This is a genomic window from Paenalcaligenes sp. GW821-LYS-B07-1 (genome assembly GCF_058803365.1).
Genome location: NZ_CM179516.1, coordinates 3,445,833 through 3,467,523, shown reverse-complemented (window position 1 = coordinate 3,467,523; position 21,691 = coordinate 3,445,833). Strand labels below are relative to the sequence as shown.

9 protein-coding genes are annotated in these 21,691 nt (G+C 49.4%); 6 read left to right on the top strand and 3 right to left on the bottom strand.

Features of this window, described 5'->3' with window-relative positions:
- Positions 1–28: 28 nt before the first annotated feature.
- Both AC3QL0_RS16575 and cysG read right to left on the bottom strand, forming a co-directional pair.
- Positions 29–865 carry a sulfite exporter TauE/SafE family protein gene (locus AC3QL0_RS16575; protein ID WP_493009449.1) on the bottom strand — a complete coding sequence of 279 codons (837 nt, stop codon included), beginning with the start codon at positions 863–865 and terminating at the stop codon, positions 29–31.
- A 98-nt stretch (positions 866–963) separates the two neighbouring features.
- Positions 964–2,418 (bottom strand): siroheme synthase CysG, encoded by a 1,455-nt coding sequence (gene cysG / locus AC3QL0_RS16570; protein ID WP_493009448.1) that lies wholly within the window; start codon positions 2,416–2,418, stop codon positions 964–966.
- A 657-nt stretch (positions 2,419–3,075) separates the two neighbouring features.
- Between cysG and AC3QL0_RS16565 the strand changes: the two genes are divergently transcribed.
- The 5 genes from AC3QL0_RS16565 to AC3QL0_RS16545 all read left to right on the top strand — a co-directional run bounded on the left by AC3QL0_RS16565 (position 3,076) and on the right by AC3QL0_RS16545 (position 9,079).
- Entirely contained in the window at positions 3,076–4,545 is a 1,470-nt protein-coding gene (locus AC3QL0_RS16565) for a TolC family outer membrane protein (protein WP_493009447.1), read from the top strand.
- An 88-nt stretch (positions 4,546–4,633) separates the two neighbouring features.
- Positions 4,634–4,858: a hypothetical protein gene (locus AC3QL0_RS16560; protein ID WP_493009446.1), complete on the top strand. Its 225-nt coding sequence runs from the start codon at positions 4,634–4,636 to the stop codon at positions 4,856–4,858.
- 28 nt (positions 4,859–4,886) lie between these two features.
- Positions 4,887–7,025: a type I secretion system permease/ATPase gene (locus tag AC3QL0_RS16555; RefSeq protein WP_493011021.1), complete on the top strand. Its 2,139-nt coding sequence runs from the start codon at positions 4,887–4,889 to the stop codon at positions 7,023–7,025.
- Between the two features lie 58 nt (positions 7,026–7,083).
- Entirely contained in the window at positions 7,084–8,370 is a 1,287-nt protein-coding gene (locus AC3QL0_RS16550) for an HlyD family type I secretion periplasmic adaptor subunit (protein WP_493011020.1), read from the top strand.
- A gap of 88 nt (positions 8,371–8,458) precedes the next feature.
- Entirely contained in the window at positions 8,459–9,079 is a 621-nt protein-coding gene (locus tag AC3QL0_RS16545; RefSeq protein WP_135866245.1) for a helix-turn-helix transcriptional regulator, read from the top strand.
- An 80-nt stretch (positions 9,080–9,159) separates the two neighbouring features.
- Here the strand turns inward: AC3QL0_RS16545 and AC3QL0_RS16540 are convergent, their stop codons facing one another.
- Positions 9,160–9,669: a 2-thiouracil desulfurase family protein gene (locus tag AC3QL0_RS16540; protein WP_493009445.1), complete on the bottom strand. Its 510-nt coding sequence runs from the start codon at positions 9,667–9,669 to the stop codon at positions 9,160–9,162.
- Between the two features lie 220 nt (positions 9,670–9,889).
- Here AC3QL0_RS16540 and AC3QL0_RS16535 point away from each other — a divergent pair, with 220 nt between their 5' ends.
- On the top strand, positions 9,890–21,478 hold the full coding sequence (locus AC3QL0_RS16535; protein WP_493009444.1) for a retention module-containing protein: 11,589 nt from the start codon (positions 9,890–9,892) through the stop codon (positions 21,476–21,478).
- The last annotated feature ends 213 nt before the right edge of the window (positions 21,479–21,691 follow it).

Below are 21,691 nucleotides of genomic sequence, written 5' to 3'. Positions count from 1 at the left end.
ACTTGATTATTGGTCCCTTTTTGTGTGATCAGGATGAGACAGCAGTGTAGAGCATGTTGCAAGCGTTGAAGAGTAAGAATGCTGCGAAGGCATAACGCAGATATCGTGGGTTTACACTGTGGGCTAATCTGGCGCCGTAAGGAGCTACAAATGCGGTAATAGGAATCAAAATAGCAAAGGCGACAATATTGACATAGCCTAGGCTAAAAGGAGGGAGGTTTGCCTGTCCTAAGCCAGCTAATACAGCACCGACGGCACCAGGCAAAGAAATCAGTAAACCTACGGCCGCTGATGTACCCACAGCTTTACGCATAGGGTATTTGAAGTAGCTTAGTAGCGGCACAGTTAGACTGCCACCGCCAATCCCCATGATGGTTGATAAGCCAGCAACTAAAAGGCCGGTAATCCAACGTATAGGCCCTTGGGGCATATTGCCTACTGAGTCATCGGGATTTTTACGTGATGAGCCAAACAGCATGTACATAGCAATGGAGAAGGTCATTACCGAGAAAATGATGCCCAACTCAGCGGATTTGATAGAGCTAAATAAGCTCATGGCGATCAATGCGCCTATCACTAACCAAGGTGCCCAATGTTTTAGCAGTTCCGTGTCTACGCCCCCTTTTTTGTAGTGGGCGCTAGATGAGGAAATTGCGGTAGCAATAATGGTAGCCAGCGAGGTACCGATAGCAACGTGTAGGGCGACAGATGGGTCAACGCCCATTTGGTGAAATAGGTAGAACAGCACAGGTACTAATACTAGTCCTCCGCCTACCCCTAATAGTCCAGCAATCAGACCGGCTACTACACCTGCTACGGCAATAGCCACAACAAAGATCACATAGAACTGCGTCGAGTATTCCATGACAAAAGGGTCACTTTCCATTAACTAAACTAGCAGAGTAGCAAAAGGTCTTTTGCCTGTCGTGGAACATGTGACTTTTTACTCTGGGTCGTTGTAGTTTAGCTAAGCAGTTCTAGTGCAGAATTGAGTGGTGTAGTGTCTGCAGTGTCTTCTAACATGTTGATCTGTTCGCCATACCAATGCAGGGTAGGGGCTAGGGCACATACAGAACCAATGATTAATAGCGAAGGCGATGCAAAGTGATGTTGCCCGGCGTAATGTGCCAGCGAGTCAATGCGGCTCAGCAACGTGCGCTGTTCCGGGCGTGAACCGTTTTCAATCAGTGCGCAAGGTGTATCAGCGGCGCGTCCTGCTGCTTGTAACCGTGTGATGAAGTGCAAAATTTGCTGTAAGCCCATGTAGACCACCACGGTTTGTGTGGGATCACTGAGCGCATGCCAGTTTTCTATTGGTGAATCATCTTTGCGGTGAGCGGTGATTAGCTGTACAGACTGTGCGTAATCTCTATGGGTGAGCGGTATACCACTGTAGGCTGCGCATGCTAATGCAGCAGTAATGCCGGGAATGACTTTATAGGGAATTTGATGGGCACGCAGAAATTCTAGCTCTTCACCACCACGCCCAAAGATAAAGGCATCTCCACCTTTTAAACGTACTACCGTGTTGCCTTGTTGAGCATGTTCCAACATGAGCTGATGGATACGATGTTGAGTGGCATGGTGATCTTCACCGACTTGCTTACCTACCGATATTTGCAGGGCATCGCGTCGAGCTAGCTCCAAAATAGCAGGGTCTACTAAGCGGTCATAGAGAATGACATCGGCTTGGTTCAGTGCACGTAGCGCATGCTGGGTGAGCAAACCGGGATCTCCGGATCCCGCTCCTACCAATAAGACTTCACCAGTATTGGTAGAGGGAGGTGACACTAAAGCGCTCTCTAGCAATGTAGCGGCCAATGTGGCTTGCTGTGCTTGTATGGCATTGGCAACAGGGCCATCCATCACCCAATCATAAAAGTTGCGTCGTGCTTTTAGCTGGGGGAATGCCTGTTTGATGGCTTGCCTATAACGTTGTAATAGCTTGGTTAGCGTACCTAGAGAGTGATCCAAGCTGCTTTCAATGCGTGCTCGTATGCGTCGGGCCACCATGGGTGCAGCGCCGGCAGAGGAAATAGCGACCGTGATAGGGGCGCGATCCACAATAGCCGGTACTTGGCATGAAGAGAGTTCGGCATCGTCAACGACGTTGGCGAAAATGCGGCGTTGCTCTGCCTCATGTGAGACTAGCGTATTGAGCGCAGTATCGTCAGATGCGGCAATCACTAACCAGATGTTATCTAAATCGTGGGATGCATACGGGCGTGCATGCCACTGTATTTTGTTTTGCTCTGCCCATTGCTGTAGCGATGCATTTAGTTCTGGCGCAACAACGGTAATAGCTGCCTGGCTTTTTGCGAGCAATTGCACTTTGCGCCATGCCACTTCGCCGCCACCTACAACAACGACAGCGCGCCCAGCGAGGTTAGTGAAGAGAGGGAAAAGGAAGGTGCTCATAAGTTTCAGTGTCAAAAAGTGCGGCAGTGATGCTATTGATTCTAGGTATGACACGCGGCGCGCAGAACGACGTAAAACTTATTTAGTTATCTCTCTATATCTATATAACCAAGGTGGGAAGCAAAAAGAGTCTATTAAGCACTGTTGTATTATGTCGCAATATGTTGCAGCTTAGGTATATACCCTAACTAGTTGATTTAAAATAAATTGTTAAAAATGTTATTGAAATATTGAAGATTATTAACATTTATTATTCCTAAACTTTTGTCAGCACTAGATACAATGCAAAATAGTTTGTAAATGCGTTTCTAGTGGTTCAATTTACTTACAAACTGTAAGACGCAAGGTCATGCTCCAAGAATACAGGTCAGAAGCCTGTAGCTCCGCCTTGCCAATGTTCTCAATGCAATGGCGTTACGTACATTCGCTAATTTGTTTTGGACGCTGCCGTTGACAGCGCGGTCTGTGCTGAGTCAGCCAAGCACCACTTTTACACGGAATAGCTAACCCCCTCTAAACAGAGTACGACTACCGATGGGGTTTGTTCCGGTAGCCCGCCTCTGTTTGGTTTATTGCGTAGACGCAATGTGTAGTACACATCAATGAACAGCACTAACTGTTCATGTAAAAACCTAAAAACATGCAGGAGCTGCGAAGATGCAAGTAAAAAATCTAACCATTATGGCCATGGCTGTAGCCATGGTATTTTCTGGCGCAAGTGTTGCGCAAACAGCGTTGTCTCTGCAAGATAGCGTAGAGAAAGCTGTTACCTCTAACCCTGAGTTGGGTGCACGATTTCAAGACTTCCAATCTAGCTTAGAAGGCCAAAATGTGGCCCAGGGCGGGTTGCTGCCTGAAGTGAATGCGGAAGGTTGGATTGGTAAAGAGTGGCGCGGTAGTACGTCACTGAGCAAATCGCACGACTGGACTCGCAAAGGCTACACACTGCAACTGCGTCAGTTGATTTTTGATGGTAATTCCACACTGAATACCGTACGTCAGCTAGGCTTGGAAAAAGTCTCCACATACTACGATCTGGTTTCCACCATTGATAGCGTAGCGATGGAAGCGGCGGCGGCTCACATTGACGTTCAGCGTTACCGTGAAATGGAATTGCTGGCACGTGAAAACTACCAAATGCACCTGAACACATTGGGGCAAGTACGTGAGCGCAGCGAATCTGGCGTTGGCCGTGGTGTGGACTTGGAACAAGCCATGGGTCGTCAAGCGTTGGCACAAAGTAACCTGATGACAGAATCCGGTAACTTGAATGATGTGCTGCAACGTTACCGCCGTATCGTTGGCCAGCCTGCGCCAGCCGTATTGGTAGATGCACCGACCTTTGATGAAAAATTGCCAAGCAACCCAGAGAACTTTGATAACTCTTTGCTGGCCAACCCATCGATTCTGTCTAAACAAGCTTTGCTGCAAGCAGCAGACAAAGGTGTGGATGTTGCGCGTGGCAATTTCTCACCTACATTGGAATTCCGTGCGTCCACAGGTCGTGATCGCAACGAACGTCCTAACGAACTGACAGGCCGTCACCACACAGCACAAGCGTCGAACGTGCAGTTGGTAGCATCCTACAACCTGTATCGCGGTGGTGCTGACTCCGCACGTGTGCGTCAGACCAAAGCGCAATCGTATGCAGCACGTGATGTACGTGATTACACATGCCGCAACGTGCAGCAAGAGCTGTCCATCGCATGGAACAACATTGTGCGTCTGCGTGAACAGATTCCTTTCCTGCGTGCCCACGAATTGGCGACTTCTAAAGTGCGTGTAGCATACATGCAGCAGTTCCAAATTGGTCAGCGTTCTTTGCTGGACTTGCTGGATACCGAGAACGAATTGTTCGATGCACGTCGAGCACTACGTAACGCGGAATACGATCTGAAACTGGCCGAACTGCGCTGGTTGACCTTCTCTCACCAGTTGTTGCCAGCATTGGGTCTGCAACAGCCTCATGACCAAGTTCCTGAGGAAGCTGAAGACCTGATATTCCCACAAGAAGCATTGCAAGTATGTATGGAGCCTGTGCCTGACACAGCTAACCTGCAGCCTGTGATGGTGGAGTATCGCAACAACATGGAGCCTCCTGTTCTACGTCAAGTAAGTGCAAACTAAGCGTGGTGTAATATGTAGTAATAAGTTGAATCTGCATGACACATTCGTGTCATGCAGCGACCAACTTGGCATAGGGCGGTAAGCACACATGAAAGATGATCGTTCATATAAACAAGAGCTGTCGGCATCGGATGCTGACTTTATCCGTGTGCTGGAGGACTTGATCGACGTGCTGATTAGTAATGGCACGATCCGTATGACCGATTTGCCTCCCGAAGCACTCAAAAAACTGCATGCCCGCAAACAGACGCGTCAGCGTCTGCGTAATACTTCGCTTGATTTGATTAATGACGACGACGATGGACTCCTCTGATCCGCATCTGAGCCAGAACGTTGAGGGTATGCCTGCGCCGCATACCACTCATGATGATCCGCTTCTGGCATGTCTGGTAGAAATCACCAGATTGCATGGCAACCCTTGTTCAGCACAGCATTTAAGTGCTGGGTTACCACTGGTTGACCATCGTCTTACTCCGCATTTGCTGCCACGAGCAGCAGCCAGAGCGAATAGCTCTGTGCGGGTGGTACGTCGTCCATTGCAGAATTTTCCAACCGCGTTATTGCCTGTTATTTTGTTGCTTAAACAAAATAGAGCATGCGTGTTGTTGTCTCTAGATGGTGATGATGCTGTTGTGCATTATCCCGAATCACCTGCGCCGGTAAAAATGCCGCTAGAGGCATTGCTAGAAGATTATTCTGGCTTGGCAGCAGTAGTACAACCGTTGTACCGAGTAGAAGCACGTGCCAAAGAAGGCATTGCTGAATTAAAAAATAAACATTGGTTCTGGGCTACCATTACCGAGAACTGGCGTTTGTACCGCGATGCGATTGGCGCAGCGTTACTGATTAATATTTTTGCACTGATGATCCCGCTCTACACCATGAACGTGTATGACCGGGTGGTGCCAAACAACGCGACTGAAACCCTGTGGGTGCTGACGCTGGGCATTGGCTTGGTGCTATTGTTTAACTTCATTCTTACCACTGTACGGGCGTACGTGGTGGATGCGGCAAGTAAACGTGTGGATGTGCGGTTGTCGGCACTTATTATGGAGCGTGTGCTGGATTTGCGTATGGAAGCGCGTCCCGGTTCCGTAGGGTCGTTTGCGGCTAACTTGCGCTCTTTTGAGTCAGTGCGAGACTTCATTGCATCAGCCAGTTTGACCACGTTGGTGGATTTGCCTTTTGTCTTGTTGTTCCTTGCGGTGTTGGCGTGGATTTCGCCGTACATGCTGATTCCACCAATTGTGGCCATCATCATCGTTTTGGTGGTGTCGTACTTTGCACAGCGACACATGGAAACGCTGACCAAACAAACCTTCCAAGCAGCGGCACAACGTAATGCTGGCTTGGTAGAGTCGTTGTCTGGTTTGGAAACTCTGAAAGTATTGAACGCACAAAGTCATGCGCAGCGTAACTGGGAACGCTCCACAGAGTTCTTGGCCTCTATTGGCGGCAAGATTAAATTGACCTCCTCAAGTACGGTAGGTTTTGTACAGACTATGCAGCAGATGGTCACCATCAGTGTGGTGGTAATTGGTGCGTACTTGGTACAAGATGCCGCGCTGTCTATGGGGGGAATTATTGCGTCGTCCATGATTGCTGGCCGTTGCTTGGCTCCGCTGGGGCAAGTGGCTGGTTTGATGATGCAATACCAGAATGCCCGTACATCGCTGGATTCCATTGATGGCTACATGAAAATGCCTGTGGAACATCCTATAGAACGTAACTTTGTGCCGCGTCCACAATTGGATGGGGCTGTAGAGTTCAGAGATGTGGGCTTTGTCTATCCTAGTACCGATCAGAAAGTGCTAAGTCAGATCAGCTTATCTATTAAGCCAGGCGAGAAAGTAGGCATTATTGGTCGTATAGGGTCGGGTAAGACTACGTTGTCCAAACTGATCTTGGGTTTGTACCAACCTACCGAAGGTACTGTGCTGGTGGATGGTATTGATATTCGCCAGATTGATCCTGCTGATTTGCGTCGTTCAATGGGTTTTGTGTCGCAAGATCCAGTGCTGTTTTACGGTACCTTGAAACACAACCTTACGATGGGGGCGCCATACGCGTCCGATGAGGAAATGTTGGCGGCAGCACGTATTTCTGGTGTAGATCAGTTTGCTTCCAGACACCCTGATGGTTACGACATGATCATCAGTGAGCGTGGTGAGTCCTTATCAGGTGGTCAGCGTCAGTCTATTGCTGTGGCGCGTGCCGTATTGAATCGCCCATCGGTATTGCTGCTGGATGAGCCTAGCAGCCATATGGATAACCAAAGCGAGATGGCATTGCGCTCGCGTCTAAAAGATATTTGTGTGGATAAAACGGTGATTCTGGTTACCCACCGTACTGCATTGCTGGACTTGGTAGATCGCTTGATCGTGATGGATAACGGACGCATTGTGGCGGACGGACCAAAAGAGCAAGTTGTTACTGCGTTGAAAGAAGGTCGTATTGGTGGTGCCCGGAGGGCTGCATAAGATGCGCAAGTGGTTTAAGAAGCTAGGCCAAGACCAACTAACGCCACCATCACGCAACATGGCAGATAACGCCAAGTGGGCGCTGGAGCATCAGGATGTGAAAGGATCACGTTTGTTGGTCTGGATCTCCTTGCTCGTTATCGTCGTGCTAGTTGTTTGGGCATCGTTTGCGTGGATTGATGAAGTGGTACGTGGTGAGGGCAAAGTGGTGCCGTCTCGTCAGGTGCAGGTGATTCAAAGTCTGGATGGCGGGGTAGTGGAAGAAATTCTGGTACGCCCAGGTCAGATGGTGGAAGAGGGCGAGGTTATGCTGCGCATAGACCCTACGCGTTACTCGTCTTCATTGGGTGAAAACCAAGCGGAAAGTTTGGCATTGATGGCGAAGGCCGCGCGTTTAGAGGCAATTGCGACGGGTGAGCCATTGAAGATGCCTGAAGAGGTGCTAGAGAAAGCCCCGAACATCGCTGAAACCGAGCGCAATGTATGGATGTCGCGCACGGAAGAGCTGCGCACCAACTTGCAAGTGGCTAACGATCAATTGCGTCAACGCCGTGAAGAACTGCGCGAGACACAAGCGAACCGTGATCAAGCCGCATCTAGCTGTGGCCTGACATCGCGTGAGTTACAGATGACACGCCCCTTGTTGCAAAGCGGTGCGGTATCTGAAGTGGACTTGCTACGTTTGCAACGTGATGTGGCGCGTTACTGTGGTGAGCAAAAAGCAGCAGCGGCACAGATTCACAGGATCGAAGCCTCTATTGAAGAAGCACAAAGCCGGTTGAGCGAAGTGGAAATTACTTTCCGCAACCAAGCTCGTACCGAGTTGGCCGACACACGTGGCAAGTTGTCTTCGCTGGAGCAAGGTCAGTTGGCGCTGGTAGACCGTGTGCGTTTGGCTGAAGTGCGCTCACCAGTACGCGGCACAATTAAAAGTTTGTACGCCAACACCGTAGGTGGTGTGGTGCAGCCAGGTAAAGACATTATTGAGATTGTGCCATCCGACGATACGTTGCTGTTAGAGGTACGTATTAATCCTAAAGATATTGGTTTCTTGCATGCCGGACAGAAAGCAGAAGTGAAGTTCACGGCGTATGACTTTGCGGTGTATGGCGGTTTGTCGGGTGAGCTAGAGCAAACCAGTGCTGACACGATAGTCGATGAAAAGGGCAACGCTTTCTATATTGCCAAAGTACGTACTGATCAGGCTTATGTGGGTGAAGATAAACGCCCCATTTTGCCAGGGATGGTAGCCGAGGTGCACATCCTGACAGGTAAGCGTACGGTTATGCAGTATCTGTTGAAGCCTATTTTGCGAGCACGAGCCAACGCGTTTACTGAACGCTAAGGTAGTGCCAAGAGCCTGTTCTATATAAAACAGGCATTAGCGGCGGTTATCAAGAACCGTCACGATCTTTGAACGAGGGAATTGCCGCATGCAGCAAGTAGTTTCTGTTTTAATGCTCAGCAACGATGATTATCTTTGGCAGCATTGGCGTGCTTTACCGGCATCTCACTGGATGCTGGCTAGAGGTCATAACCTTGAAGATTTGCAGCGTTGGAAACAGTCTGGCCGTCAGTTAGTGGTGATCGATCATGCCTTGAAACTGTGGCAAGACAGTCAGTGGGCCGATGTAAGTGCGGGTATGCAGTGTGTGGTGGCGAGCACATCGCCTAATGATGTGGAAGGCCAACAGGTGTTGGCCGCTGGTGCGCGTGGCTACATTCATGCGTATGCACCTATCCCTACGTTGGAACGCGTGTTGGAGCACGTACAAGCCGGTGAAGTGTGGGTAGGCCAAAGTTTGTTAAGCCGACTGCTGAGCACTATTGGTCATCAATTGCCAGAAAACACTAACCCTGTTTGGCATATTGGTTTGACGGCACGAGAAATTGATGTAGCACAGCGTGCTGCATTAGGTCACTCCAATCAGTTGATTGCTGATGACCTCGGTATTAGTGAGCGCACAGTTCGTGCCCACTTATCCGCAGTTTTTGAGAAGCTCCATGTAACAGATCGTTTAATGTTGAGTCTGAAAGTACACGGTATTCGCTAAGTATTGAATTAAAACGGGCCACTCAAAAGGTGGCCCGTTTTTTTGTATCTGAAGGATGTGTGGGGGCGGGTATTGGCCTACTACTTGTCTTGAGATAACTGTTCTAGCTGCTGTAGCAGGGTGTGTGCTTGGTCAATTTGCTCTTCACTAAACACATGCAAGCCAGCTTCGCGTAATAGAGTAGTAGTGACTCCCGCACCGGGAATTCGGTTGCCACTAAATGAACCATCGTAGATTTGTGATGATCCACAGGAGGGGCTGCCTTCTTTCAAGATAGCAATTTGAATGTTGTACTGCTGAGCCAAACGTAGTGCTTCTTCTGCCCCAGTAACAAACGCGGGGGTGACGTCGGCTCCTTGGTTATCTACCACATGTGCTTGTTGTAGCCATACAGCTTTGCCCCCAGCGGCACGAGAAATTTCTGCAGAAGGGCGCGGTACAGGTAGGCCACCTGCTAGTTCAGGGCACACGGCAATGACTTTTCCGTCGGCAATCCAGCGTTGTAAAGCATCATGGTGAGAGCGTTTATGGGAAGCGTCATACCGCACGGGGCTTCCCAACAAACAGGAGCTAACAAGAATAAAAGCCATAGCAAGACTGCAAAAATGAGTGGTGTCCAGAATTGGACGGATGAGCACAAGGCATTTATGACAATGCAATGTCAATAAATGATAACTGAACTTGAACCTGTCGTTGACGACAATACCCAGCCGCTGCAGTGCTCCGTATATTGGGGTTATTACTATCACTGATTCTAGGTATGCGAGGTAATCCACCTCGCATATTCATTGGAGCATAGCGGGAAGGTCTATGGATACAGTTCTTGTAGGAAAAGTTGCTGGAAATGCTTGGGTTCGCCAAGCAGATGGTTCGCTGTTGCAGCTGCGTGAAGGCATGCGTGTACCAGCGAACGCTGAAGTTGTGACAGATAGCGGTGCTTCTGTACAACTGCAGGGTGATGGCATGGAGCCTATCACTTTAGGTGAAAACCGTCAGTTGCAGGTAAGCGATGACATGGCCAACAATGATGTTGACCCAAGTGCGCAAACAGTTCCTGCCCAAATGGACCCTGCAGCAGCCCGCGTATTGGCGGCATTGCAAGCAGGTGAGGATCCATTTGAACAGTTGGATCCTACTGCTGCTGTGAACAGTGGCGCTGGCGGTGATGATGGTGGTAGCAGTTTTACACGCTTGGCCAGCATTATCGAGCCTACAACACCTTTGGCATTGGCTTACCCCAAACCAATTCGCCCAGAAGAAGAGCTGCCACGTTTGGCTGGCTACGGTCGCAATAACGACCCCGAATACACATTGCCTGCTGACTTGGAATTGAAACAAGTCAACAACGACAGCGAAACAGTGACTGGCCTGAATATTGGTCAATACTTCTCCGACCCAGATGGTCATCCGTTGACCTTTACTGCTACTGGTTTGCCTCCAGGCCTGACTATTGACCCTAACACTGGTGTGATTTCCGGTACGTTGGATCGTAGCGCTAGCCAAGGTGGCCAAGGGGGCGTGTACACCGTTGTGGTAACTGCCAAAGATCCTTACGGTGGCAGCGTAGATTTGCCATTTACATGGACAGCGCTGAACCCTCCTCCAGAAGCGGCAGATGACCACGGTACAACAGAAGAAAATACCGTACTGGAAGTGCCTAAAGATAAAGGCCTGTTAAGCAACGACGTTGACCCTGATGGCGATGATTTGGTTGTTACCGGTATCGAAAACGCCGATGGTCTGAGCGTCGCTCCGGGTACGCCTATCCCTGGTAGCAACGGCGGCACGCTGGTTGTAAAACCAGACGGTAGCTACACCTTTACTCCAGGTACTGATTTTGATTACTTGGCCGAAGGCGAAACCACCACGGTTGAGTTCGAGTACACCATCAGCGATGGTGAGGGTGGTACTGATAAAGCCAAACTAGTCATCACTATTACTGGTACTAACGATGCACCAGTGATTAGCGGTGCAGGTACAGATGGTGAAGGCACTGTAGTTGAAATCGAAGATAATGCACCGGGCGAAAACGTTGTTGACCTGACTACAGGCGGCAAAATCACGTTTACCGATGTAGATGCATCCGACAGCCACACAGCAACGTTGACAGCAAACCCAGAAGCCGGCCAAACATTCTTGGGCGAACTGACCTTGGGTGCTATTGATCCAGCGACTAAAACGTTAACGTGGGAATTCAAAGTTAACGATGCTGACGTAGATCACTTGGCAGCGGGTGAAAAACTGGTGCAGAAATACACTGTGACCATCTCTGATGGCAAAGGTGGTTTTGCGACTCAAGAAATCGTGGTGACCATTGTTGGTACGAACGATGCTCCAGTGATTGATACAGCGAATACAGATGCTGCAGGCACTGTGACCGAGATTGAGGACAATGCGCCGGGCGAAAACGTTGCAGACCTGACTACAGGCGGCAAAATTACGTTTACCGATGTGGACGTGGCCGATAGCCACACAGCAACGTTGACAGCAAACCCAGAAGCTGGCCAACAGTTCTTGGGCAACCTGACATTAGGTGCTATTGATCCAGCGACTAAAGAGCTGACTTGGACTTTCACTGTTAATGATGCTGACGTTGATTACTTGGCAGCAGGTGAGAAGTTAGTACAGAAATACACCGTGACCATTGCCGATGGCAACGGTGGTTTTGCGACTCAAGAAATCGTTGTGACCATTGTTGGTACGAACGATGCTCCAGTGATCGATGCAGCTAATACCGATGCTGCAGGTACTGTGACTGAGATCGGCGATAACCAGCCTGGTGAAAATGTTGCAGACCTGACTACAGGCGGCAAAATTACGTTCACTGATGTAGACGTGACCGATAGTCACACAGCAACGCTGACAGCCAACCCAGAAGCTGGCCAAGACTTCTTGGGTAGCCTGACACTGGGCCCAATCGACCCAGTGACTAAAGAGCTGACATGGACCTTCACCGTGAATGATGCGGATGTAGACCATTTGGCGGCAGGCGAAACGCTGGAGCAGAAATACACCGTGACCATCTCTGATGGCAAAGGTGGTTCTGTGACCCAGGAAATCGTTGTAACCATTGTTGGTACAAACGATGCGCCAATCATGAGCGGTGTAGTGGAAGGCGAAGTGACCGAAGACGGCGCACTGACCACAGGAGGCCAGTTGACCAAAGAAGACGTGGATTTGAAAGACACCCACGACTGGTACTTCGGCAACAAAGGTACGACTGAGTCTGCGGGTAACCACGGTAAGTTCACGATCGACCAGAACGGTAAATGGACGTACGAGCTGAACAACGACGATCCTAAAGTACAGGCGTTGGGTGAAGGCGAGACACTGACCGAAACGATTGAAGTGACTGTTGATGACGGCAATGGTGGTACAGACACCAAAGTTATCACCGTGACCATCAACGGTACTAATGATGTGCCAGTGATTGACGCTTCCGGTACTGACGATAAAGGTGAAGTAGTAGAGATTGGCGACAAACAGCCAGGTGAGAACATTGACGATCTGACCACCGGTGGCAAGATCAAGTTCTCCGATACTGATGCGAACGATACACACACAGCATCGGTGTCTGAAAACCCAGAAGCTGGCCAAGACTTCTTGGGTAGCCTGACATTGGGCCCAATTGATCCAGCCACTAAAGAGCTGACATGGACCTTCACCGTGAATGATGCGGATGTAGACCATTTGGCGGCAGGCGAAACGCTGGAGCAGAAATACACCGTGACCATCTCTGATGGCAAAGGTGGTTCTGTGACCCAGGAAATCGTTGTAACCATTGTTGGTACAAACGATGCGCCAATCATGAGCGGTGTAGTGGAAGGCGAAGTGACCGAAGACGGCGCACTGACCACAGGAGGCCAGTTGACCAAAGAAGACGTGGATTTGAAAGACACCCACGACTGGTACTTCGGCAACAAAGGTACGACTGAGTCTGCGGGTAACCACGGTAAGTTCACGATCGACCAGAACGGTAAATGGACGTACGAGCTGAACAACGACGATCCTAAAGTACAGGCGTTGGGCGAAGGCGAGACACTGACCGAAACGATTGAAGTGACTGTTGATGACGGCAATGGTGGTACAGACACCAAAGTTATCACCGTGACCATCAACGGTACTAATGATGTGCCAGTGATTGACGCTTCCGGTACTGACGATAAAGGTGAAGTAGTAGAGATTGGCGACAAACAGCCAGGTGAGAACATTGACGATCTGACCACCGGTGGCAAGATCAAGTTCTCCGATACTGATGCGAACGATACACACACAGCATCGGTGTCTGAAAACCCAGAAGCTGGCCAAGACTTCTTGGGTAGCCTGACATTGGGCCCAATTGATCCAGCCACTAAAGAGCTGACATGGACCTTCACCGTGAATGATGCGGATGTAGACCATTTGGCGGCAGGCGAAACGCTGGAGCAGAAATACACCGTGACCATCTCTGATGGCAAAGGTGGTTCTGTGACCCAGGAAATCGTTGTAACCATTGTTGGTACAAACGATGCGCCAATCATGAGCGGTGTAGTGGAAGGTGAAGTGACCGAAGACGGCGCACTGACCACAGGTGGCCAGTTGACCAAAGAAGACGTGGATTTGAAAGACACCCACGACTGGTACTTCGGCAACAAAGGTACGACTGAGTCTGCGGGTAACCACGGTAAGTTCACGATCGACCAGAACGGTAAATGGACGTACGAGCTGAACAACGACGATCCTAAAGTACAGGCGTTGGGCGAAGGCGAGACACTGACCGAAACGATTGAAGTGACTGTTGATGACGGCAATGGTGGTACAGACACCAAAGTTATCACCGTGACCATCAACGGTACTAATGATGTGCCAGTGATTGACGCTTCCGGTACTGACGATAAAGGTGAAGTAGTAGAGATTGGTGACAAACAGCCAGGTGAGAACATTGACGATCTGACCACCGGTGGCAAGATCAAGTTCTCCGATGCCGATGCTAACGACACACACACAGCATCTGTGTCTGAAAACCCAGAAGCTGGCCAAGACTTCTTGGGCAAGCTGACATTGGGCCCAATTGATCCAGCCACTAAAGAGCTGACATGGACCTTCACCGTGAATGATGCGGATGTAGACCATTTGGCGGCAGGCGAAACGCTGGAGCAGAAATACACCGTGACCATCTCGGATGGCAAAGGTGGTTCTGTGACCCAGGAAATCGTTGTAACCATTGTTGGTACAAACGATGCGCCAATCATGAGCGGTGTAGTGGAAGGTGAAGTGACCGAAGACGGCGCACTGACCACAGGTGGCCAGTTGACCAAAGAAGACGTGGATTTGAAAGACACCCACGACTGGTACTTCGGCAACAAAGGTACGACTGAGTCTGCGGGTAACCACGGTAAGTTCACGATCGACCAGAACGGTAAATGGACGTACGAGCTGAACAACGACGATCCTAAAGTACAGGCGTTGGGCGAAGGCGAGACACTGACCGAAACGATTGAAGTGACTGTTGATGACGGCAATGGTGGTACAGACACCAAAGTTATCACCGTGACCATCAACGGTACCAACGATGCTCCTGTTGCGACAGCAGCAACCGGTGATGTCGTGGAAAGCGGTGTGAAAGCGGATGGCAGCAAAGATCCAAACGCCGAGTTCAAAGGTACACAGACAGCTACTGGCGATCTGATTAAAGATCACGTGACTGACGTTGACGCCAACGACACGCTGACTATTGTTGGTGCTTCTTTAGATGGCAAAGAGGGTACTAAAGGTAGCGATGGCTCCATTACTGTAGATGGTATCTACGGTACATTGGTGATTCACGCTGACGGCACGTACACCTACACGCTGGATAACACACGTAAAGCCACTCAGAGCCTGACTTCTTCTGACAAAGTTAAAGAAGTCTTCAACTACACAGCCAGCGATGGCAAGGCTAGTAGCTCTTCTACATTGACTATCAATGTACAGGGTACTAACGATCGTCCAGAAATCTCTGACAAATCCGTATTGGGCGGTGAGGTCATTGAGGCTGGTCACGACCAAGATGGCAAACCTGTAGCAGGCGAGTCTAGTGTGAGTGGTGTGTTGGTGGGTACGGACGTTGATAACGGCCATACAGAGCAGTTGACCTGGCACTTGCAGCAAGATGGCAAGGTGTTGGAAGGCACAACGCAAACCATCAAAACTGAATACGGCACATTGACCTTGAACAGTGAAACAGGTCTGTGGACGTACAAGCTGGATAACGATTCCAAAGCGACACAAGCATTGGGTCTGGGTGACAAGCACGAAGAGAAATTTGAAGTGCTGGTACGTGACCCTGAAGGTGCGTGGAACAAAGAAACCATCACTGTGGTGATCAACGGTACCAACGATGCTCCTACCGTTAAAGATCAGACTGTGAACTTTGACGAAGATCCAACTGAAGGCGTAAACCACAATTCCAAAGTGGGTAACGTTCTGGATGGTTCTGAGAACCCAGAAGGTGGTGAGCTTACCGTTATCAGCTTCACAGTAGGCGGTAAAACTTACACTGACGGTGATGTGGGCAAAGCTGTGCCTGTTACCGTTGATGGTAAAGAAGTAGGTACTTTCGTCATCAATAAAGACGGTAGCTACGAGTTCACACCGAAGCCTAATTACTCGGGTGAAGTGCCTCCTATCACTTACGTGGTGCAAGAGCCTAACAATGGCAAAGAAACAGGCCTGACTGCTGAAGGTAAACTGACCTTCACGATCAATCCAGTTGCCGATGCGCCTGAGTACACTGCGAAAAATGACGTCGTAAAAGTGAATGAAGACGAGTGGGTAGCGTTAGGGCTGAAAGCACCTAAAGTGACCGATGACGTTGATCATAACGGTGCAGGTGCGGGCGATAACCCAGAGTTGTTGGGTGCGATCACCTTGCGTGATTTGCCGTTGGGTTCCGTGCTGAAACTAAGCGACGGTACTACGATCACCATGACTGCAGATGGTGCCCTTGTTAAGGATCCTAGTGGTCACGAAGTGAACATTCGTGGCGATGCAGGCATTCTGAAAGTGGTGTTGACTGATGGTTCGCACATTTCTGGCTTGGATGACCCTTCTTACTTGAAGATCACCAGCGAGCAGTTCGAAAGTATCCAGATTCAACCTCCAGCAGAAACTGGTGAGAACTTCACTGTACGTACAGAAGTCACCAGCTACGAGGTTGATGACAATGGCAGACCATTGCCAAATGTCCCGGGCGCTACAACACACGCTGATGTGAAGGTAGAGGTACAAGCTGTTACTGATCCAATTAAATTGGAAATTGGTAATGACTCCACGCCTCCCGGCAAAGCATTGACGATGGAAGTCACTGAAGACCGCCCATTGAACCTTAAAGACTACTTGAAAGTATCGTTCCCTAATGACTACGAAGATGGTCGCCCAGGTGATGGTAATGGCAAGGGTGACTTTGACGGTAGTGAAGAGCGCTGGTTCGAAGTGACTGGTTTGCCTGAGGGTTCTGTCATTGTTAGCGGTGGTACAACGTACAAAGCCGATGCCAATGGCATGATCAAGGTGCCTGCAAATGGTTTGAGCACATCGCCAGATAAAGTGCCTGATATGCACGTGAAGTTGCCTAAAGACTTCAGTGGTGATGTGAAAGCGACGGTCACTTTTGTGGCTCAGGATCGCGATCCAGACGCGACTGATGCTAAGGGCGAACGCGAAGAAAGCAGCATCGACTTGACACTGTTCGTGAACCCAGAAGCGGGTGACGTATGGGCGCCTGATGTGACCACCAAAGAAGACACAGCCGTTGCATTCATGGCTGGTTTGAAAGTCACTGACGACAACAGCGATGCTCCTGCTGGTCATGGCGAGCACATCACTGCTATTACGGTGAACGGTATTCCTGAGGGTTGGATCGTTAAAGATGCCAATGGTAATGAAGTGGCATTGACCCAAAATGGCGACACCTTCAGTTTTGATGTTCCTCAAAGCGTTGTGGATGCAGAAGGTTGGGGTGGTTACACCGTAGTGCCGCCTGCTCACAGCAGTAAAGATGCCGACATCACGTTGCGTGTGACATCCAAAGACACCAACGTTGTGAATGGTATTGAGAAAGAAAGTACCGTTACTAAAGACCTGCCAGTACACATCAAAGTAACGCCAGTTGCTGAAGAAATCGGTAAAGATTCCGATGGCAACAATAAGTCTGATTTGACCATGACTGCGGGCCACAGCGAGGGTGAGGGTTATGGCCGCGATATTGCTGTAAATGAAGACACATGGTTCAACTTGAACCAAGGCAGTATTGCATTGGGCGATGGTTGGAAAAACGAAGATGGTAAAGAAAATGGTGGTTCCGAAGATACTTACGGTCTCTTCACTCCTGTGTTGGTAGATGGTGAGCCGGGTGAGTCTGCTGCAGGCGCTACTTTCCGTTACTCCACTGACGGTGGCAACACATGGGTTGAAGTGGTTTACGACGGTGAGAACCCCGTAGCAATCCCTGTGCAATACCTAGATACGCTGCAATTTAGAGCACCTGAAGATGTATCCGGTGAGTTCAAAATTGGTTTCCAAGCTCAAACGGTAGACTACGACGAGGATAACGACGGTGGGTACGATGTCGCTGTTTCTGGTCAAGAGTGGCTGAATGGCATAGTGGTGAAACCTGTTGCTGACGGTATCCAGAGTATTGGTGTGAACCCTGCGCATGGTAACGAGGACAGTGGTATTCCATTGTTTATCAATCCTACAAGCAAGGATCCTAGCGAGACATTCAACGTCAAGATCTCTGATTTGCCAGCAGGTTCTACACTGACTTACGACGGTCAGCCTGTGGAAATCATTGGTGGTGTAGCGACGATTAAAAACTTCGACAGCTCCAAACCATTGGTATTCACACCTCCTGCAGACCAAAGCGGTAAGTTTGACCTGAAAGTACAGGCACAAACTGAAGACAAGTGGGGCGGTTACGAAAGCACATCTGAGTGGAGTGCTGGGAAGACTTTGTCTGTAGACGTCAAAGGCGTTGCGGACATGCCTACCTTGGTGCTGAAACCAACTACCTACGAAGAAGGTGCGTTGGATGGCCATGGTTCGGCCACTCCGGGTGCGATTGCTCTGAAAGACTTCGTGACAGCCGAGTTGACTGACACTGATGGTTCCGAAACGCTGAGCTTCAAGATCTCCGGTTTGCCTGATGGCTTCTGGGTAGAAGGCGCGACCTTCTCCGGTGGTGAGGGTGAGCAACGTGTGTGGACATTCACAGCAGAACAGCTGCAAAACGTGAAGATTCATACACCTGAACACTACAGCGGTAACTTGCCAGGTTCGTTGACAGCGATTGCTACAGAGAAAGACGGTGACTCCACTTCCATCACTAAACCATTTGGTGATGTAGTAGTGATCACACCTACTCCTGAAGCGAACCCTGTGTTGAACCCAGGCGCTACGTTTGATGAAGACACACGTGGCAACCTAGACTTCACACTGCAAATCCCAGCCAATGGTGATGACAACGAAGAAGTCTCTGCGGTTTACTTGGATATCGCTCAGTTGGCGCAGTTCGCACAAGAAGGCGGCTTGCAGTTGTTCATCAACGGTAAACCTATTGCTGACAGCGGCTTGGATGTAGAAGTTATTGATGGTAAGTCGTACTACAAGATCCCTCAGGATCTGTTGGGTAAAGTTACTGCAGAAGCAGGTGCTAACTTTGCGCACAACGATGGCGGCTCCTTCAAACTGAACATCAAGTTTGACGTGATTGACCACAGTAACGATGGCAAATTGACATCCAAACCTGTGCAGTCTGATGGCGAATATGCCATCACCGTGACCCCTGTGACTGACAAACTGTCAGGCGAGTGGACTGCGGCTGATCCTGATAACAGCTTGGTATTGAGCAACAACGGCGAGACCAAAGTTGGTGTCACTCTGACTAAACACGATGACACTGACGGTAGTGAGCAACTGACTCAGTTTGTGATCGACGGTGTGCCTGATGGCGTTGTCGTGAATGGTGTTGAGGTCGGTGGTCAGGTAATCGGTAGTGCGACATTGGTTGGCCCAGGTAAATGGGTTGTGACCTTGTCTAACGATGAGCGTCCAAGCTTCGGTGCCGATGGCAAACTGAACGTCAATGTAATTTTCGACGTGAAAGGTGATGTGGTTGGTGTTAAAGATCAGCCGTTGACCGTGACTGGTATCAGCCAAGACAAAGGTGCTCATAACACTGAGTCTGCTTCTGTAGGTGGCAAAGTTACCGTAGAAGGTACAGGCGGCCCAGGCGTAGAGATCATTGATCTGGATGTCACACGTAACCCAGACTTCGCAGCGACTGAAGACACACCATTCAAGTTGGGCGAGTTGTTGAACGTTGAGTTGGGCTTGCCTGCAGGTCAGCCTACAGCGGACTACAGCATCGTGCTGACTACACCAGCAGGTACCGAGTTCGAGGTTCCTGCCGGCGTGGAAATCTTCCGTGCATCCGTAGACGGTGATGGCAACGAAGTATGGATCATCAAGTCCACTGGTACGCCGCAAGACTTGAATGACCTGTTGGGTCAGATCGTGGTGACTCCTCCTCAGGACTTCAACAGCCAGAAAGGCGGTGACTTCTCTATCGATGCAACCGTTAACGTTGTTCTGCCTAGCGGCAAACAAGGTTCTGGTGAGGTGCAAATGGATGATATTCCTGTTGCTCCTCAAACCGATAAAGCGGCTGTGTCTGTAGATTTCTATACCGTTGATGAAGGTAAAGAAAGTGGTCCTCAAGAAGGTAAAGACTTGGGCGTGACCATTACCGTGACTAACGTGGTGGATTCGTTCATCTTGGTTGGTGACACCGTACTGCTGAAAGCAGACGTAGATGGTACCTTCACGTTCAATGGTGAAGTGCTGTCCAAAGACCAAGATGGCAACTGGATCTTGCCATTAACTGATGACCAGAAAGCCGGCTTGTCTCAAGGCGAAAGCTTGGAGTTCGACCTGGTGTTCACGCCTGATGCGCCATTGAAAGGCGGTAAAGAAATCAGTCTTGACGTTTCTGTGCAAACCAAAGAACAAGGTGCCACAGCAGCGGACGGTACAGAGCAGTGGGTAGGCTCTACAGGCTCCGGTAAAGAGACTATAGAGATCGTTAACAACGGCTACGAAGTGACCGTAGGTAAACAGGAAGTCGAAGGCGGTAACTTTATCGTGAACGGTAAAGAAGTTGCTAACAATGCGCCTAAAGGTGCAATTACTCTGGATATCACAGGTAAAGGCTTGTTGGATGCTGACGAAGAGGTACATAGCGTACGTCTGGATAACTTGCCAAATGACTTCTTGGTGTACTACACCGACGCAAGCGGTAAGGCAGTATTGGCGACCAATGCTGACGGTATGTGGACTATCCCAACTGTGAATGGCAAAGTGCCCGAGATCTCCATTCTGCCTCCAAAACATTGGAGCGGCACCTTGACTGATCTGGAACTGACAGTCTTGTCTGGTGAGAAATCACTGAAAGACAAAGATCAAAACGAAAGCTCAGCCAAGTTTGATCTAGTGGTGGCTCCTGTTGCTGACGGCATTGCTTCTTTGGAAGCGGCAGCAGCATTTGGTGTTGAGGGTTCTATTGTGAAATTGAATCTGAACTTGACCATGCACGACCGTACAGATGCAACTGTGAAAGACAAGGACGGCAATGTGCTGGCCCAAGACTCTTCACAAGAAACTGTGTCGTTGAAGTTGGATGGCCTAGGTGAGCACGCTGCGTTCTACACCATGGATGCTGATGGCAAGTGGGTATTGTTGTCAGAAGATCAGATCGAACGTGGTGAAGACGGTAGTTACGTGTTGTCTGGTTTGACCCAAGAGCAAGTGCTGAATCTTGGTTTGGTTCAATCCGGTAGTGCTGTAGATCAAAACGGTAAAGTGACGATCGAAGCATGGACACAAGACGGTGATAGCGTTTCTGACCGAGTAACAGGTGAGTTTGATATCAACCTAAGCTCCCAGAAAGCTACAGCAGACAACGACAACTTGCTGTTTGACGGCAAAACATTGTTGGATGGTGGCGCCGGTGACGATACCGTTTGGCTGCGTTTTGGTGAAGATATCGACTTCGGTCAGTATGGTGAAACAGGTCAGCCTGAAAACTTGTTCAAGAACATTGAAACTTTTGACTTAACACGCGAAGGTTTTGATCACTCTATCGAGAACCTGAGTGTGAAAGATGTTCTGGATATGACAGATAGCCGTAACGTGCTGACTATCAGAGCAGATCATGGCGACAAGATCACTCTGGGTGACGGATGGGTTAAAGATGACAGTAAATCTGCAGCCGATAAGATTGCCTTCAAGGGCGCTGATGGCAAAGGTGAACTGATTATCGAATCCACCGACGCTGAGCTGTTGAAAGCAGTAGCTGATTCGTTGAAAGACAAAGGAATCTAAGCTCTCTTTTTGCAATAAGTAGCTAACTAGGAAGCCTAGGGCCACGAAAGTGGCCCTAGGCTTTTTTCATGTAACAAATAGGAGGTTTTCCTATTCGCATTTGTGTGGGCATATACCTGAAACTTGTTATAAGCCAGAGCAGTCTTGGTTATTCGTAAAAAGTGATAACTGCTATTTTTTTAAAATAAATGTGGTGTTTGTCACAATTTTTAA